18 protein-coding genes are annotated in these 15,733 nt (G+C 44.3%); 12 read left to right on the top strand and 6 right to left on the bottom strand.

Annotated features, from left to right (window positions below):
• Window positions 1–10: 10 nt before the first annotated feature.
• From AB6E85_RS08165 to AB6E85_RS08150, 4 genes are all read left to right on the top strand, one after another.
• The gene (locus tag AB6E85_RS08165) at window positions 11–913 is read left to right on the top strand and encodes a LysR family transcriptional regulator (RefSeq protein WP_372142181.1); all 903 of its coding nucleotides are present in this window, start codon (window positions 11–13) and stop codon (window positions 911–913) included.
• 125 nt (window positions 914–1,038) lie between these two features.
• Window positions 1,039–1,263, top strand: coding sequence for a hypothetical protein (locus AB6E85_RS08160; protein WP_372142179.1), 225 nt, complete (start codon window positions 1,039–1,041; stop codon window positions 1,261–1,263).
• Window positions 1,264–1,401: 138 nt separating this feature from the next.
• On the top strand, window positions 1,402–2,430 hold the full coding sequence (locus tag AB6E85_RS08155; RefSeq protein WP_372142178.1) for a radical SAM protein: 1,029 nt from the start codon (window positions 1,402–1,404) through the stop codon (window positions 2,428–2,430).
• A gap of 17 nt (window positions 2,431–2,447) precedes the next feature.
• On the top strand, window positions 2,448–2,999 hold the full coding sequence (locus AB6E85_RS08150) for a DUF1349 domain-containing protein (protein ID WP_372142177.1): 552 nt from the start codon (window positions 2,448–2,450) through the stop codon (window positions 2,997–2,999).
• Window positions 3,000–3,092: 93 nt separating this feature from the next.
• On the opposite strand, the gene AB6E85_RS08145 is transcribed toward AB6E85_RS08150, so the two are convergent.
• The gene (locus AB6E85_RS08145) at window positions 3,093–3,425 is read right to left on the bottom strand and encodes a PBPRA1643 family SWIM/SEC-C metal-binding motif protein (RefSeq protein ID WP_372142176.1); all 333 of its coding nucleotides are present in this window, start codon (window positions 3,423–3,425) and stop codon (window positions 3,093–3,095) included.
• Between the two features lie 255 nt (window positions 3,426–3,680).
• Here AB6E85_RS08145 and AB6E85_RS08140 point away from each other — a divergent pair, with 255 nt between their 5' ends.
• The 4 genes from AB6E85_RS08140 (at window position 3,681) to catB (ending at window position 6,392) form a co-directional block, all read left to right on the top strand.
• Entirely contained in the window at window positions 3,681–4,397 is a 717-nt protein-coding gene (locus AB6E85_RS08140) for an HAD family hydrolase (protein ID WP_248367884.1), read from the top strand.
• Window positions 4,398–4,466: 69 nt separating this feature from the next.
• Window positions 4,467–4,850 carry a nuclear transport factor 2 family protein gene (locus AB6E85_RS08135; RefSeq protein ID WP_372142175.1) on the top strand — a complete coding sequence of 128 codons (384 nt, stop codon included), beginning with the start codon at window positions 4,467–4,469 and terminating at the stop codon, window positions 4,848–4,850.
• A gap of 71 nt (window positions 4,851–4,921) precedes the next feature.
• The gene (locus AB6E85_RS08130) at window positions 4,922–5,653 is read left to right on the top strand and encodes a glucose 1-dehydrogenase (RefSeq protein WP_372142174.1); all 732 of its coding nucleotides are present in this window, start codon (window positions 4,922–4,924) and stop codon (window positions 5,651–5,653) included.
• 112 nt (window positions 5,654–5,765) lie between these two features.
• Window positions 5,766–6,392, top strand: a complete 627-nt coding sequence (catB, locus tag AB6E85_RS08125; RefSeq protein WP_248401279.1) for a type B chloramphenicol O-acetyltransferase — start codon at window positions 5,766–5,768, stop codon at window positions 6,390–6,392.
• Window positions 6,393–6,442: 50 nt separating this feature from the next.
• Here catB and AB6E85_RS08120 read toward each other — a convergent pair whose 3' ends face one another.
• Complete coding sequence (locus AB6E85_RS08120) at window positions 6,443–7,621, bottom strand: glyceraldehyde-3-phosphate dehydrogenase (protein WP_372142172.1); 1,179 nt, start codon at window positions 7,619–7,621, stop codon at window positions 6,443–6,445.
• A 118-nt stretch (window positions 7,622–7,739) separates the two neighbouring features.
• Window positions 7,740–8,105, bottom strand: a complete 366-nt coding sequence (locus AB6E85_RS08115; protein ID WP_052878388.1) for a cytochrome c — start codon at window positions 8,103–8,105, stop codon at window positions 7,740–7,742.
• Between the two features lie 207 nt (window positions 8,106–8,312).
• Here AB6E85_RS08115 and AB6E85_RS08110 point away from each other — a divergent pair, with 207 nt between their 5' ends.
• Genes AB6E85_RS08110 through AB6E85_RS08100 form a run of 3 tightly spaced genes read left to right on the top strand, consistent with a single transcriptional unit; the run spans window position 8,313 to window position 9,314 of the window.
• Complete coding sequence (locus AB6E85_RS08110) at window positions 8,313–8,564, top strand: Rho-binding antiterminator (RefSeq protein ID WP_048611134.1); 252 nt, start codon at window positions 8,313–8,315, stop codon at window positions 8,562–8,564.
• 8 nt (window positions 8,565–8,572) lie between these two features.
• Window positions 8,573–8,806, top strand: coding sequence for a hypothetical protein (locus AB6E85_RS08105; protein WP_372142170.1), 234 nt, complete (start codon window positions 8,573–8,575; stop codon window positions 8,804–8,806).
• 58 nt (window positions 8,807–8,864) lie between these two features.
• Entirely contained in the window at window positions 8,865–9,314 is a 450-nt protein-coding gene (locus tag AB6E85_RS08100) for a GyrI-like domain-containing protein (protein ID WP_372142168.1), read from the top strand.
• A 212-nt stretch (window positions 9,315–9,526) separates the two neighbouring features.
• Here AB6E85_RS08100 and AB6E85_RS08095 read toward each other — a convergent pair whose 3' ends face one another.
• On the bottom strand, window positions 9,527–10,117 hold the full coding sequence (locus tag AB6E85_RS08095; protein ID WP_372142222.1) for a glutathione S-transferase: 591 nt from the start codon (window positions 10,115–10,117) through the stop codon (window positions 9,527–9,529).
• Between the two features lie 173 nt (window positions 10,118–10,290).
• On the opposite strand from AB6E85_RS08095, the gene AB6E85_RS08090 reads away from it, so the two are divergent.
• Window positions 10,291–12,546 (top strand): peptidase U32 family protein, encoded by a 2,256-nt coding sequence (locus AB6E85_RS08090; RefSeq protein WP_372142166.1) that lies wholly within the window; start codon window positions 10,291–10,293, stop codon window positions 12,544–12,546.
• 147 nt (window positions 12,547–12,693) lie between these two features.
• On the opposite strand, the gene AB6E85_RS08085 is transcribed toward AB6E85_RS08090, so the two are convergent.
• Together AB6E85_RS08085 and AB6E85_RS08080 are read right to left on the bottom strand one after the other, a co-directional pair.
• A complete protein-coding gene (locus AB6E85_RS08085) occupies window positions 12,694–13,158 on the bottom strand; it encodes a thioesterase family protein (RefSeq protein ID WP_048615837.1) in 465 nt (154 codons plus the stop codon).
• Between the two features lie 180 nt (window positions 13,159–13,338).
• Window positions 13,339–15,162: an ABC transporter ATP-binding protein/permease gene (locus tag AB6E85_RS08080; protein ID WP_372142164.1), complete on the bottom strand. Its 1,824-nt coding sequence runs from the start codon at window positions 15,160–15,162 to the stop codon at window positions 13,339–13,341.
• Window positions 15,163–15,733: the final 571 nt, after the last annotated feature.

The following is a 15,733-nucleotide window of genomic DNA, read 5'->3' as shown; positions in this document are numbered from 1 at the left end:
GTAAGCAGCAATGAAAGGTGCAACGTACAATCAACTGACGATGTTCCATGCGATTGTGAGTGAAGGCTCAATCTCTGGCGCAGCAAGGCAGCTTGGGATCGCACCACCGTCGGTGAGTCAGTCTCTGAAGGCGCTTGAAAGCGAACTTGGATTGCCTTTGTTTATTCGCACAACAAGAAGAGTTGAACTGACAGAAGCTGGTAGAACGTTGTACACAAGAACGGTGGATGCGATCAGTGATTTGAGTACCGCAATGGAGAGTGTTGCTGATCTAAGCCGTAATCCATCTGGTCACGTATCCATCACGGTACCGCGCTTTGCTTATAAACAGTGGATAGAGCCTATCTATGCGGAATTCTGTTTACGCTATCCTGAGATTCAACTCGAGATCTCTATCTCTGATGCGACCGTTGATATATTGAAAAACGGCATTGATTTGGGGATCCGTTTTGGAGACAAAGTCGAAGAGGGCATGATAGCTAAGCCAATCACTCCGAGGCTTAAAGAAGCGCTGTTTGCGTCACCGAGTTATGTAGAGATACATGGTGCGCCCCAAAGCATCGAAGCGCTGTCACAACACAAGTTGATTCAATATCGATTCATCACCTCTAACAAACTCGCTTTATTGCCACTGGTGGATAACGGAAATACGGTTCATGTAAACGTAGAAACGGCGATGACGGTGAACGATACGGACATTATGGTGGATGCAGCAAAAAAAGGGCTTGGGATAGGTCGCTTACTAACGCCTATGGTGGAGAAAGAGTTTGAGTCTGGTGAGCTAGTACCGATTCTTGAACATTGTTGGAGTGATAATGTAGGGCTCTATTTGTATTTCCATCGCAATACACAAAAAGCCCGTCGTGTTCGTGTGTTGATTGATTTCTTATATGAAAAGCTAGTCGGAGAATAGCTCTAACACGTTGCTTTAAGCGATCTTACTTACTCATAACTTCATGAAAATATTTAGATTTAACTCTACGTGTGGCATATTTGCCATATGTTTAGTTTGTGCTTTGGGTTAAGGCGATAGATATTATGTATGGAAGTGAGAAGACGAGAGCGTTCTGCAGTAACTGTAAGGAACTGACACTGCACAAGTACACTATGTTCAGTAACCAAGCCGAAAAAGCGCCAAAACATGAAAAGAAGCCAGGGTTGCTTGGAATGATTTTATCGTCGCTATCTTCGAGTGGCGGAAACGGTGACTATAAATGTACAAAGTGTGGAACCAATTTACGTACACCAGACAACCTTGATTAGCCTTTAATCTACTTAATACTTCAACATTCTTCTGTTTCAATTATCCGTTTTTATTTGATAATAATTCAAATTGTACCGTGTTTTTCATTGAGTAAACTTCCAGTAGCCTATGCGAATAGTTAATTATTGGGTATTCAAATGACACAGTATCAGTTCCAACAAGGGCCTATTCGTCCACCTTCAGAAGCGGATAGCTTATTGATTCGCACCACCCAAGGTTGTCCTTGGAACAAATGTAAATTCTGTACGCTGTTTGAGGGGATGGAGTTTTCAATTCGTCCCGTTGAAGAGATTAAGAAAGACATTTGGGCTGCGAAAGCGTTCTATAAGAACCGTAAATTTGAGACGTGTTTTCTGCAAGACGGTGATTCATTCACTATGGATACCGAAGATTTGCTGGATGTGTTGAATACACTCAAACAAGCCTTTCCAGAGTTAAAGCAGATCAGCTCTTATGGACGAGCGCAAAGCATGACTAAGAAGTCGCCTGAAGAGATGAAAGCCATCTGTGATGCAGGACTCAACATGCTTTATTGCGGTATGGAGTCGGGGTCTATTGATGTTCTGAAACTGATGAAAAAAGGCATTACGCCGAAGTCTATTTTGAAATCGACCGAGTACGCGAAGCAAGCCGGTATGAAGATGATGACCTTCATTATCCTTGGTTTGGGTGGTAAAGAATATTCGGCGCAGCATGTTGAAGAAACGGCGACTTTACTTAACCAAATCAACCCAGATGAAATACGCATTCTGTCGCTTGCTGTGAAGTCTGGAACCGAACTGGATGAACTGGTGCAGAATGGAGAGTTCACGCCACTTAGCGAACGTGAAATGCTTGAAGAACAATATCAACTGATCAGTAAACTAAACAGCGTGACGGGCAACTATGGTAACTATCACGGTATTAATTTGTTGATGGAACTGAACGGACAGTTACCAGAGGATAAAGCGAAGTTCTTAGCGACAATAGACCGTTTCAATATGATGAGTGAGAATGACCAGAATAACTTTATCTTGGGACGTCGCATTCATTACTACGCGGCATTGAAAGACATGGATAACCAACTTATGTACGATTCTGTACAAAGAGAGCTTAATCGCATTCAAAAGCAAAACGCCGATGAACTCGACAATGTGTTTTATCAACTCCGTCAACGCATGATCTAGCAGGAAGGACTAATAACATGAATAACCTCGTTAACTGGCGAATCAGAAATGAAAATCCGGAACATTGGTCTTTGGAAGACGGCGTGCTGACGATGCAAGTGCAAGAGGGCAATATCTTTGGTGCGGGTTCAGCTGATGTTGATAATATCTTCGTTCATCCAGTATCTAGCTCGGATTACAACACAGAAGTGACGGTTCAATTAGATCCAAACCGTTCATTTGAACAAGCCGGCTTAGGTATTTACTGGGATAACGACAACTACATTAAAGTGAGCAAAGAGATGTTCATGGGCGAGCGGTCATTGGTGTTCGTTGTAGAACAAAATGGTCAGCCACAGATCAAGGAACGTCTGTTGTTTAGTGAATCTAGTGTGTCGGTAAAGCTCGTCAAGCAAGGCGGGAAAGTCAGCGCTCATTTCCGTCCGTTAGAAAAACAACAATGGCAGCAAGTGATCACGTTTGATTCGTTAGTAGGCAGTGAACAGGGTGTGATGCTTTATACGTTCAGTGGCAGTAAGGCGACGCCTAATTTCGCCAAGTTTAGTGGCTTCAGTTTGTCTGACGCTTAATTGTTTGTCTTACGCTGAATAAGCTTCCTTAGCGTATAAAAAACGGACCGATATTGCTACCGGTCCGTTTTTAAATTCTTCAGTTCAAAGCGCTTATGCGCAACACTTCTTGTATTTCTTACCGCTGCCGCAAGAACATGGATCGTTACGGTTAGGGGTCTTTTCAAACGTCATCGTTTTTGGCTTGTTCAGTAGAGTATCAAGCTCGATAGTGTTCTCTTCTTTGTCTGCGTCGACTGTAACAGTAACGAAGATAGTATTTTCAGCAGCTAGTGCTTCAACTGATGCTTTGCGCGCTTCAGTTTGAACCATTACAGCGATTGGAGATTCTTCAGTACCCGCTTTTACATCGCGGTTTACGTTGTAGCCAGCAAGAACGTGGTTCTGTCTTGTTTCGATACGGCCTTTGAAAAATAGTTTCGACATTGGGTACTCATTAAAAATGTTGAATGGCGCTATTTTTAACGGTGATAGCGCAATGGAGCGGGGATTATACGCATATATTGCATTTGATAAAGCAGTGATGTGAGCAAAGGCTGTTTGGTTTTTGTTTGCTAGTAACGGTTTGTTCTCCAGCTTTGCTCATATTCGACAAATTTCGAAATTCAAGACAATAAGATTTCCCTCAATAGGCTTATGAATGATAAATTCAAATTATTAATTGAAACAAAGAGATAGTGTATGAAGTTAGATGCCATCCTGTGGGATTACGATGGAACCTTAGTTAATTCCGTTCCAAAGAATATCGCAATCACAAAAGACATTATCTCTTTAGTCGCGCCACACTTGTCAGGTGACAACTTACCTAAATATTTGCTTAGCGAGGCGCTTTATCATGAAGCCAACCACGGGGCTAAAAACTGGCAAGCCTTATATGTCGACTATTACGGCTTATCCCATGACGAAATGTTGATCGCTGGTGGAATGTGGGCAGAGCATCAAGAGAAAAACCAAACAGCCGTTGCTTTGTTTGAAGGAATGGAAACCGTGGTTAATCAGTTTGCTCATCTTCCACATGGGATCTGCTCTCAAAACTCTCAATTGAATATTCGTGGTGTACTCGACAGCTATGGCATCGGCGATTTGTTTAAATCGGTCGTGGGCTATGACGATGTCTCGAACGGCAACCAAAAACCCCATCCATTTGGTGGTGTGAAATGTGTCGAGAACATATTTGGCGTTGATCATACCAACGAGCTTTGTTTGATGTATATCGGTGACCATGAAGCGGACACACAGTTTGCTCGCAATATTGAAGCCGCGCTGGGTAACAATGCAAAAGTGATTGCCGTGGCCGCAGGTTATAGCCGATCGGAGCCTGAAAATTGGCAAACCAAGCCGGACTACATTGCTAACAGTGTCGATGATCTTTTAACGATCATTAGCAAGTACGCATAGAAATCTAAGTACACATAACGAAGCCGACGTTTAAAAATCACCACACGTAAATGACTTTAAGGAAGAATAATGACACCAAAACAAGTGGTATTAGGATTTTGGGATGCAATGCGCAGTAATGATTTTGCAAAGGCGAGTGAATGGCTAGCCGCAGATTTTGAAGGCTATTGGCCTCAGTCGTCTGAATTGACGGTAGGGCGCGACAACTTCACGGCAGTCAATGCTGAATACCCAGCTAATGGTGTTTGGGAGTTCGCGCTCAATTCAATTGTCTGTGAAGGTGATACTGTAGTAACGGACGTTTCGGTCACTGACAGTGTGTTGAAAGGCCGAGTGATTACCTTTCACACGGTGGTTGATGGTTTTATTCAAAAGCAAACTGAGTTTTGGCCAGACCCATTCGAAGCGCCGGCGTGGCGATCGCAATGGGTTCAGGTTGTGTCGAACAATTAGTTTGTGTCGATACGATAAGTTTGTATCGAACAATCAGCTTGCACAGAAAAAGTAAACATTAGGAGGTTTCATTGAACAAGGTAGTGATTGTAACCGGCGGAAGCCGAGGCATTGGCGCAGCAACGTCTAAATTGTTGGCCAGTAAAGGCTATGCTGTATGCGTTAACTTCATACACAATGAGTCGCGAGCTGAAGATCTAGTGAACGAAATTCGCAAACAAGGCGGAACCGCCATAAGCGTGCGTGCGGATGTGTCTGTTGAATCGGACGTGAAATCCTTATTTGAGATTGCTCGTAATAAGCTAGGCCCAGTGACTCACTTGGTCAATAATGCCGGGATCTTGTTTATCCAGTCACCATTGGTTGATATTGAATTGGATCGCTTTGAAAAAGTGATGAAGTCCAACGTATCAAGCTGCTTTCTGTGCAGTAAAGCCTTTATCAAACAAGCCGATGGCGCGGGTTCGATTGTGAATGTATCGTCTGCCGCTTCTCGAACAGGCGCACCGTTTGAGTATGTGGACTACGCAGCATCGAAAGGTGCGATGGATTCTCTTACTAAAGGCTTATCGCTTGAATTGGCTTCACGCAATATCCGAGTGAATGGCGTAAGGCCAGGTTGTATTTATACAGAGATGCACGCAGACGGCGGAGAGCCAGATCGCGTAGACAGACTCGCTTCGCAGTTACCGTTACAACGAGGCGGCACACCAGAAGAAGTCGCGAACTCTATCGCATGGTTATTGTCAGACGAAGCTTCGTATGTCACCGGCTCGTTTATTGATATTGCGGGCGGTCGATAGGGCGCGTTTGCCTTTACACTAAGATAAACAAGTTACACTCAGATAAACCAGTTTAAACCATAAACACGCAACACAAGTACCTAACTAAAAGAACGAAACTAAGAGTACAAACATGAAAAACTATTTTGAGAGCCCGTTTGTTGGAAAGTCACTCAAAGAACAAGTGACCAACCCAAACATCATCGTGGGCGAGCACAGCTATTACTCGGGATACTACCATAACCACAGCTTTGATGACTGTGCGCGTTACCTATTACCGGATAGAACCGACATCGATAAGCTGATCATTGGCAGCTACTGCTCGATTGGTTCTGGCGCAGTCTTCATGATGGCGGGCAACCAAGGCCACCAAAATCAGTGGGTGAGTACCTTCCCGTTCTTCTATCAAGACGATGAGAAGTTTGAAGGTGCGATAGACGGCTTTGAACGCTCGGGTGATACCGTGATTGGTAACGATGTGTGGATTGGCACAGAAGCCATGATCATGAGTGGTGTTAAGGTCGGTGACGGAGCCATCATCGCAAGTCGAGCGGTTGTGACTAAAGACGTCGCGCCATACTCGATTGTTGGTTCAAACCCTGCGCGTCACATCCGTTTTCGTTTCAATGAGACTGAAATCGCTCACTTGCTAGAAATGAAATGGTGGGAGTGGAGCGAAGAACAGATCAAAGGCGCAATGTCGTTGATGTGTTCTTCAGATATCGATGGGCTTTATCAATACTGGAAAGCGCTCAAGTAATTACTGTTCCCAGTGCGCTTTGTCTCATCGGTTAAGGGCAGCTTAATGAATTAGATACCCGCACCGACTTGGAAGTAGAGTGCGGTGTCTTCTTCACTGAACGCAATATCAATCCCTGAAATCAAACCATAGCGTCTTGCGATAAGGTAACGGAAACCGACGCCGTAAGCCGCGTGTGAGTTTTGATCAAACATGTCTTTATCGCTGTCACCCGCATAGCCAATCCCCGTAAACACGGCAGTTGACCAACGTGGTGTCCATTGTTTGCTTACTTGAACTTCTGCCGCGACGGTGTGTTCACCTTGATAACGATTACGGGCGATACCTCTCAGCTCAATGTCTGGGTAATATTGAGGAGAAAGCACGCGTTCATTGGTCGATAATGATTTGTATTGTCCTCGCAATGCTAAGTTCCACTCCTTGTTTAACTCCCAATAGTTCAACCCTTCTAAATTGAATGTTTGATAGGTGTAATCACTGCCAATCGCATCACCGAACCATAGGTATTCCGCGACATAGTTGTAGCCTTGCGTCGGATTCAAGAAGCTGTTCTTGCTGTCGTATTCGGCGATTAAACCTAAACCAGAAGAGGTCGGTGACGTGTTACCGATGTTGTTTAAGATCTCTTGCGCTTTAGGATGATTATTGAGTGAAAGAGTGGGTGCGAAGAATTGTTGAGAGAACCCAAGTAACCATTGGGTGTCGGGCACTCTAAATTGGAGTTTCTGTATCCCGCCCATGCCTTTTAGCCCTAGTTCCACACCTTCGTTTGGTTCGAGTGGAGCCAAGGCGTTCGGAGAGCTTTGTCGATAGAAGGTCATGTTGATATCGCCATAACCCAAACCACCAAGGTAGCGTATTGAATCTTCCTTCCAGCTGCGCTTGTGACCAACAAACGCCATCCAAGTGCCATTCTCTGTCGCAAAGCCGCCAACCGCAGTGATTGCAGGGGTGAGAAGTTGCGCGCCGCCATCGATGGATTTTTCGGCGAGTTGTTTACGCGTGTTTTTTTGCTCTTCAGATTCGTGCATGAAGATACCGGTGAAGCCGCCACCGTATCCTACCGCAGGCTCAGTAATGAGAATGGGAACAGGAAGAAAACCGTAGGCATTTTCTGCGAGGTATTCTCCCATATCGAGTTGGCCATCAATTTCATCGATAAAGCTGACGGCGTGTGTCGTCGTAGAAACAAGTATCAGGCTACTTAGTGCTAGGGGGTTAAAGGTCATAACATTCCGTATTATTCACTATCCATTAAATTGAGTGTAATCAATCAAATAGATAGCGCAATAGAACGGGGAGTATTAACCGAGATATCTGTTCAAAAGGCGATTGGAACAGCGTTTACTACTGGATCAGTTCTACGTACGTCAGAATATCCAGAGCATCTTGCTTGGTGATCACACCTTGCCACGCAGGCATGCCTTGCTCTACATCGCCTTCTAAAATGTCATCTGCTAAAGAACTTGGACTGGCAAAAAAGCCGCTCAGTTTATTCGCAATGTTAGCGGGCTTGTGTGGTAATGAAGCGGCAGTAGGCCCGTCTCCGTGACCTTTGTCGCCATGACACACCTGACAAAGCTGTCGATATTTGGTTTTGCCATTGGCGAAGTGACTCGCATCGACTTCTGAGGCAGCACTCGCATTAAACGCCATCATTGAAGCGACTAAACCCAAGAAAGCTAACACGTGTAAATGGTTGATGTTTTTCATTGTTTTGTTCTCGATTATTATTTAACAATGAAAGAATAATCAGGTGTGAGTAAAAGAAACGTGAATGAGAAAGCTTGATTAAACCGAATTCGAAAGTAGGTTTAGTTACGGACGACCATCAATGTGATTTAGGTAAATGATTGATTATATGCATATTGCATAGTATGGCATGTCGCATTAGCGTGGTAGATGAATTGGAGGGGTATTATGATTAGTTGCAACGATTACGATTATATTGAGATTGTGTGTATGCACCGATACCCAATCAAGTTAACGCTGAAGTCTGGCGAGCAGATTGAATGTGTCGGGTTAGATACCCAGCGCAATGACAGCCGTGAAGAGTGCATTAAAGTCAGTATTCAAGGCGAGCAACAACTTGTCGTATTAACTCAAATAGCGACATTGGATGTCTGTGTCGACAACCCTCACTTTCAGCATGTCTCATTTAAAGCGTCATAGGTTGTCAAATGAATAACACGATAGAGCAACGCTATTGCACCGAGTGCCGAGAAGAGACACAGCATGTCGTTATATTGGTTCGTAAGAAGAATGCGTTTGCAGATAAACCTAACCAAAAGCGAAGCGAATTTTGGACAGGCGTGATAAAAGGTTGGTTCCTTGGTCCGTTTATCGCGTCAATGGATGAGTTTTCTCGTCACCTTGTCTGTGAAAAGTGTGGTCATAAAGAGATACAAGATTAGTTAAGATTATTTAAAAATTTAATAGAGTTACGCGTCGATTGGCTTAGGAATAAAACGAATGAAAGTAGAAATGATTGAAGCCGTGAAGGCGTATGGTTTTTCAGTAAGAACCACCAATACGGATGAGATGGACCCAGCAACAGCCAAGATAGGGCAATTGTGGCAGGGCTTTTTTGACCAAGCATTTCCAAAATTAACCCCGGATTCAAAAGTGTATGGTGTCTACACCAATTACGAGTCTGACTTTACGGGCGAGTTTGATGTTATCGCGTGTACTAATGCACTTACGGATCAGAACTTAGATGCACTTGTAGAAACCGAAATAGAAGCGGGTAAGTACTTAACGTTTTCTGCTGAAGGTGAATTACCACAAGCTGTGATCGACCTATGGGGTGAAGTGTGGGCGTATTTCAACGCTGCTGACTGCCCACATGAGAGAACTTACACGACAGACTTTGAATTCTACAAAGGTGAAACTGAAGTCGAGATTTCGATAGCGATTCAGTGATCAGTTTGAAATGAACAAAAGGCTTAGCTTAGACTGTGGTCGCTAGTTAAGAGACAGTAGTTATCGGTAAATAGACAGCTAAGCCTTTGAATATCTGCTCATTACAAAGAAGATACAGCGTCACGTAATCACCTTAATACCCACGCTTTATCTAACTCTGAATTCCCCTAAATCACCCCAGATACCCTTAAATCACCCAAAATTCTCTTAAGTCATCCAAAAAGACAATCTTGCTTGGTTTCATTCCACAAAGGGTATTGCTTCATGACTTGGGTGTAGAGCTTACTTTCGAGATGTGCTCTTAACCAACGTCCTACGTTTTGATATTCCGATTTCACAAACCACTTCTTTTCGACTCGCACAAACTGGCTGACAAAAGGCATCACCGCAAAATCGGCCAAGCTTGGGGTTTCTCCAAAAAAGTAGGGCTGATCGGTGAGTCGCACTTCTAACTGCTTAATGAAGGTTTCGCAGGCTTGTCGGCGTTGTTCAACATCGATGTTTCGGTAACGCACCGATGCACGATACTTTTCTAAGTGACCAATAAATTCTTCATCGTTGGTTTTAATGAGCTGCTGAACTTGTTCGCTAAGCGTTGGATTGCTTGAACGTAGAAGATCTTGAGGATCATTTTGTTGAAGTGCCCAGTTCATCACATCTAAGCTCTGTTCAATGACTTGCCCGTTGGGTAACACCAATACAGGGACTGTTCCTTTTGGCGAACTGGCCAATAGTTCGCTAGGCTTGTCTTTGGTAACGATTTCTCGAAGTAACACTTTTTGTTGTGATAGTGCGATGCCCATTCGTCCGCGCATTGCATAAGGGCAACGGCGCAAAGAATAAAGGATAGGTAGATCGGATTCGTTCGGCATTATTGAGGTCATTTAGTTTGAAAAGTGTTGTACGGTGGTAAAGAGATCGTGATGTGGGTAGAATACGCGGCTTAAAAATTATAAGTAAGTGAGCGACTTCAAAAATGAGCAGAAAAATTGAGTTATTAGCCCCAGGTGGCGATGTAGAAGCGATAAAAGCCGCCATCGTAGCGGGTGCTAATGCAGTTTATTGTGGTTTAGACACATTCAACGCTCGTAACAGAGCCTCTAACCTATCGTTAGACGAATTGAATGGTGTGATTCGCCTTGCTCATGAATACGGCTGTGAAGTGTTCCTGACTCTTAACGTTGTGCTACTGGAGCATGAGACTAAGAGCATCACCAAACTGCTCAACCAGCTTGTGAACACCAAAGTGGATGGCATCATTGTTCAAGACTTGGGTTTATTCAACCTAGTTAAGAAGCATTTCCCATCATTAGACGTTCACGCGTCGACTCAGTTAACTACGCACAACGAAGGCCAGATCAAGTTCTTGTCTAAGATTGGCGCGACGCGCGTTAACTTGTCTCGTGAGTTGAACCTGCCTGAAATCAAGATGCTGACGGAAGTGGCACACGATCACGACGTACTAACCGAAGTGTTCGTACACGGCGCTCTGTGTATCGCATTCTCTGGTCAATGTTACTCAAGTTCAGTAAGTGTGGGTAACTCAGGTAACCGTGGTCGTTGTAGCCAAGCGTGTCGTGATGAATACGAAATCACCAACGCGGGCAACAAGTTCCCACTCAACCTTAAAGATAACTCAGCTTACTACGACCTACCTGAATTGGTTGACGCGAAAGTCGACTCATTGAAAGTAGAAGGCCGTATTAAAGGCGCACACTATGTTTACACTGTGGTCGACACATGGCGTAAACAGATTGATAGCTTTGTAGAAAGTGGTTTGTTGATCGAAGACGATTCGAACCTGCACAAAGTATTCAACCGTGATTTCACCAACTCTTTCCTAAAGGGCAACCTAACGAAAGACATGTTCATCGATAACCCGCGCGACAACAGCATGAACTACGCTGTTGAGAAAGCGACGGAGCAGAACAACGAAATCTCAGTGGTACAGATTCAAGAAGTGACCAACGAACTTCACCAAGCGAAAGACGTTCTTGGTAACGAAATGCGTGACAAGATCGAGTTCCTTGATATTCGCAAGACACCAGTAGCCCTGTCGTTCAGCGCAAAAGTGGGTCAACCATTTACGGTGACTGTGAACACGCCAAAAGAGAACTTTACCCTTCAATCTAAATCGCTATTGAAAGCGGTTGAAGAGAAGGCGATCACTCAAGAGCTACTTGAGAAGCGATTCAAAAACGTGAAGAGTGCGGTTCACACGCTAGAAAGCCACGACTTCAGTGAAGTGGATGCAGGTTTGCTGATTCCTCTTAAAGAAGTTTCGGACCTGAAAGACGAGATCGACTTCATTCTGAACGGCTCTGTGGAAGTGATTAAGCACGTTGAAGTGCCAGCACTGCCTCAACACCCTAAAGTGAACGAGAAGCCGACTATGTCGATGCTTATCGCCGATGTAGAAGACTTACACCTGTGTGACGTGACTGACGCGGATGTTTACTTCAAACTTCCAGAAAGCTTCAAGAAGCGTTGTAACAAGTACATCGACATCTTGGCAGCAAACCCACGTTTGATTCCTTGGTTCCCAGCGGTATTGATCGGTAAAGATTACGACGAAGCGGTTCGTATTCTTGAAGAGATCAAGCCTGCTCGCATCGTAACCAACAACACGGGTATTGCTTACAAAGCTTACGAGATGGGAATTGAGTGGGTTGCAGGCCCGTTCATGAACACAACCAACTCTCACGCACTGGTTACTCTGAAAGAAGAGCTGAACTGTGCCGGCGCATTCATTTCGAACGAGATCAACAAAGGTCAGATTCGTCATATTCGTCGCCCCGAGAACTTCAAACTGTTCTACAGCATTTACCACCCAATCTTGATGATGACTAGCCGTCAGTGTTTCTTCCAAAGAACGGTAGGTTGTAACAAGCCAAGCATTGAAGCGGGTTGTATGTTGAAGTGTGAGAAAGCGACCACGATTACCAACGTGAAAGGCATCTCTTTCGCGGTTGATAAACAGAAGGGTGGCTACCCAAGCATTTATAACCACGAGCAGTTCTTGAACCATGATGCAGTAACTGACTTCTCAGGTCTGTTCGATGAGTTCTTCATTGACTTAACCAACATCGGTGCGGGTTCTAAAGAAGTGAAAGACAAAGTTGAGCTTATCAAGCATTTCGAAGCACTACTGGACGGCGTTGAAGGTTCACAACAGAACCTAGAGCAGATGGTAGAAGTTCGAACTAACGCTCAGTACGTCCAAGGTTTATAGGGTTCAAGGTTTATAGCGTTCAAGGTTTATAACGCTTAAACGCGTAACTGCTTATAAGCACTCAGAACCCATGAACAAAAGGCCACTCAATCGAGTGGCCTTTTTAATGTCTGAAACTTTCTGAGTCTTTCTCAATCAGCGAATACGTTATTCCGTCACGGCTTCTTGTTTGAAGCATGGGCTTTTCAACGTGTTCATCTTTTCGATTTCATTGGTTAAGCGCAGCGAGAGCAGGGCTTTTTGGTTCGAAGCAAAATCAAACATCACGATAGTCGCAGTGCCAACGGTCGTCACTTTCTGTTGAGCCTTACTGACAATCGCGTATTCCATGGTGAATCGGTCATCTTGAATATCGGTAACACGTGAGCCAACCATCAAGGTATCTGGATACGTGACCGGGCGGAAATACTTACAGTAAGTGTCACCAAGAACAGGGCCAACTTTGGTAATCGCCATCTCTTCCATCAACTCAACGTGCTTGAAAAAATCTAAGCGAGCGGTTTCGAAATAGCGAAAATATACGGCGTTGTTAACGTGATTGAGTGCGTCCATTTCTCCCCAAGCGACAGGGATTTCTGTTACTACCGGGTAGTCAGATAATAGTGCTTCCATGCGAACTCTCTTATTGTTATCTGTGTAATTAACGTTATTTACTTATCCTTCATCGGAATAAGTTGTTATTGGAATAAAAACCCTACCGCTAAATTAACAAAACTGCAACACGTGTGATTTAAGTTTTTGAAGCTTGAAACCACACAATGTCAGTGACTTAGTTGCACATCCACTCAATGATTACGCACTAAGGTGTTTGAATTGCAGCTCAACCAAGCGTTGGTACAATTCGCAGCTGTTGATGAGAGACTGGTGGTCGCCGATGTCTACTAGCTGTCCTTTATCGAGCACCGCAATTTGGTCGGCGTGTTTAATTGTTGATAATCGATGGGCGATAATGATCGTCGTTCTGCCACGCATTAACTCTTCTAACGCTTGTTGTACGTGATGCTCACTTTCGCTGTCTAGTGCGCTGGTTGCTTCATCCAACAATAGAATATTTGGATCTTTCAAGATGGCACGTGCAATCGCAATACGTTGTCTCTGTCCACCAGAAAGCCTTACACCACGCTCACCAAGAAAGCTGTTGTAGCCATCAGGTAGGTTTTGAATAAACTCATGCGCGTGTGCTTTCTTCGCCGCTTCGATAACTTGTTCGTCTGTTGCCTGCGGGTTGCCGTAACGAATGTTATGGAACACATCGTTGCTGAACAGAGCAGGTTGTTGCGGCACCAATGCCATCTGCTTTCTTAGCTCGTTAGGATCAAACTGATTCAGTTCAACGCCGCCTAGGGTGACTTTACCCACTTGTGGGTCGTAGAAACGTTGTAGCAGTTCGAACAGGGTGGTTTTACCTGCACCAGATGGGCCAACAAGTGCCAACACTTTACCTTCATGGGCAGTGAGCGTGAGCTTGCTTGTTGCGGGATGGTCCGGTCTTGAAGGGTAACAGAAGGTCACGTCATCAAATGCGACTTCTGGCGTTACGTTAGCAAGCGAAGTTGGATTCGCAACTGGCGCAACGATATGGCTTTCAACTTGCAGGATCTCGATTAATCGCTCGGTCGCGCCTGCCGCACGTTGCAGTTCGCCCATTACTTCTGAAATTGTACCTAATGACGAAGCAACCATGATTGCGTAAAACACAAACGCGGCTAAATCACCCGCCGACATGGTGCCGTTGATGACATCACTGCCGCCAACCCAAAGCATGCCTGCGATAGCGCTGAATACAATCACGATAACGCCAGAGATAAGAATCGCGCGCTGTTTTACACGCTGGCGACCAATCTCATAAGCTTTTTCCACTTCTACCGCGAATGATGCTTTCTCTTGCTCTTCGCGGCTATAGCTTTGCACCGTTTTAATATGTTCAATCGCTTCACCTGCATAAGAACCCACATCAGACATCGAATCTTGGCTTTGGCGAGATAGGGCTCTTACACGACGCCCGTAGACTAGGATTGGAATCAAGATAAATGGCACCGAGGCCAATACAATCAACGTCAGCTTAATGTTGGTGGCAAACAGCATGATGATTGCACCAATACACATCAACGCGCTGCGCATCGCCATAGAGAACGATGAACCTATGATGCTTTGAAGCAGAGTAGTATCCGTTGTAATGCGCGACATGATGTCGCCACTGCCATTGGTTTCAAAGTAACTCGGGTGCAGCGTCACGACATGATTGAAAACCGATAAGCGAATGTCTGCACTCACGCGTTCCCCAACAGAAGAAACCAAATAGAAGCGGAAGAAAGTACCAATCGAGATTAACACGACCACGACCATGATGAATTGAATCGCGCTGCCTAAGTCTGAGAGTGATTGTTGGCTAAAACCTTGGTCGATGAGAAGACGAATACCGTGTCCGACTGAAAGGGTTAAGCTCGCTGTGAAGATCAACGCGATCAACGCGGCAATAACACGACCTTTATAAGGCTGAATGAATTTACTCAGCTCAAACAAAATACTGAGGCTTTTTTTCTCAGGTTTGGCATCGGGATTCTTTTGAGTCTGTCGCTGGTTTGAGTCGAGCGTAGAAGAGACATCGTTTTGCATATGACTGCCTTAATGTGTTGTCGCTTTAAAAATAGATGGCTTGTTGCTTGTTGCTTATGGCTAATTACTTAAGGTTTATGACTTATTGCCTGTACTGCGTGTTGTTCGCTGGGAAGTCATTGTTGTTGAGAATAGAACCCATTAAAGCATTAAAGCATTTATTGCGCTTTGACGCTCCCCAGGAAACTCAATTTCCAATATTTCCTCATCACTAAGTGAATAATTCGAAACGACCTTAAAGGAAAACTAAGCATTCTTAACCAGTCAGTTGGATAGGAAACCAAGCTATTTAACCCTAATTTTTATGCAAGTAAATAAGCGGTGATAGGAGAGTGCACACATAAACAAGCAACCATGCGATGATTTATAAATTGATAGCAAAACGTTTGCTTTTTATCTCGATATTAGCTTTATCAATGGCTTGCGAGTTTTGGTTGTAAGACCAGTTATAGCGACTGTTTTTTGTACAATATTTGTTACAAAAATTCAACAAAGTAGTTTTTTATACATTTTTCTTGCATAAAACCTCGGATTGAATAGAATAACCAACAAATGACAATTAATGCAGTAT

The organism is Vibrio sp. 10N.247.311.51, assembly GCF_041467855.1.
Classification (GTDB): domain Bacteria; phylum Pseudomonadota; class Gammaproteobacteria; order Enterobacterales; family Vibrionaceae; genus Vibrio; species Vibrio coralliirubri.
Note: the sequence above shows the minus strand (reverse complement) of the source record. Positions and strands in the feature narration are given on the sequence as shown.

Bases quoted from the DNA above. Each gene is read 5' to 3' on its own strand.
- AB6E85_RS08165 (WP_372142181.1), top strand. From the start codon at position 11: ATGAAAGGTGCAACGTACAATCAACTGACGATGTTCCATGCGATTGTG.
- AB6E85_RS08160 (WP_372142179.1), top strand. From the start codon at position 1,039: ATGTATGGAAGTGAGAAGACGAGAGCGTTCTGCAGTAACTGTAAGGAA.
- AB6E85_RS08155 (WP_372142178.1), top strand. From the start codon at position 1,402: ATGACACAGTATCAGTTCCAACAAGGGCCTATTCGTCCACCTTCAGAA.
- AB6E85_RS08150 (WP_372142177.1), top strand. From the start codon at position 2,448: ATGAATAACCTCGTTAACTGGCGAATCAGAAATGAAAATCCGGAACAT.
- AB6E85_RS08145 (WP_372142176.1), bottom strand. From the start codon at position 3,425: ATGTCGAAACTATTTTTCAAAGGCCGTATCGAAACAAGACAGAACCAC.
- AB6E85_RS08140 (WP_248367884.1), top strand. From the start codon at position 3,681: ATGAAGTTAGATGCCATCCTGTGGGATTACGATGGAACCTTAGTTAAT.
- AB6E85_RS08135 (WP_372142175.1), top strand. From the start codon at position 4,467: ATGACACCAAAACAAGTGGTATTAGGATTTTGGGATGCAATGCGCAGT.
- catB (WP_248401279.1), top strand. From the start codon at position 5,766: ATGAAAAACTATTTTGAGAGCCCGTTTGTTGGAAAGTCACTCAAAGAA.
- AB6E85_RS08120 (WP_372142172.1), bottom strand. From the start codon at position 7,621: ATGACCTTTAACCCCCTAGCACTAAGTAGCCTGATACTTGTTTCTACG.
- AB6E85_RS08115 (WP_052878388.1), bottom strand. From the start codon at position 8,105: ATGAAAAACATCAACCATTTACACGTGTTAGCTTTCTTGGGTTTAGTC.
- AB6E85_RS08110 (WP_048611134.1), top strand. From the start codon at position 8,313: ATGATTAGTTGCAACGATTACGATTATATTGAGATTGTGTGTATGCAC.
- AB6E85_RS08105 (WP_372142170.1), top strand. From the start codon at position 8,573: ATGAATAACACGATAGAGCAACGCTATTGCACCGAGTGCCGAGAAGAG.
- AB6E85_RS08100 (WP_372142168.1), top strand. From the start codon at position 8,865: ATGAAAGTAGAAATGATTGAAGCCGTGAAGGCGTATGGTTTTTCAGTA.
- AB6E85_RS08095 (WP_372142222.1), bottom strand. From the start codon at position 10,117: ATGGGCATCGCACTATCACAACAAAAAGTGTTACTTCGAGAAATCGTT.
- AB6E85_RS08090 (WP_372142166.1), top strand. From the start codon at position 10,291: ATGAGCAGAAAAATTGAGTTATTAGCCCCAGGTGGCGATGTAGAAGCG.
- AB6E85_RS08085 (WP_048615837.1), bottom strand. From the start codon at position 13,158: ATGGAAGCACTATTATCTGACTACCCGGTAGTAACAGAAATCCCTGTC.
- AB6E85_RS08080 (WP_372142164.1), bottom strand. From the start codon at position 15,162: ATGCAAAACGATGTCTCTTCTACGCTCGACTCAAACCAGCGACAGACT.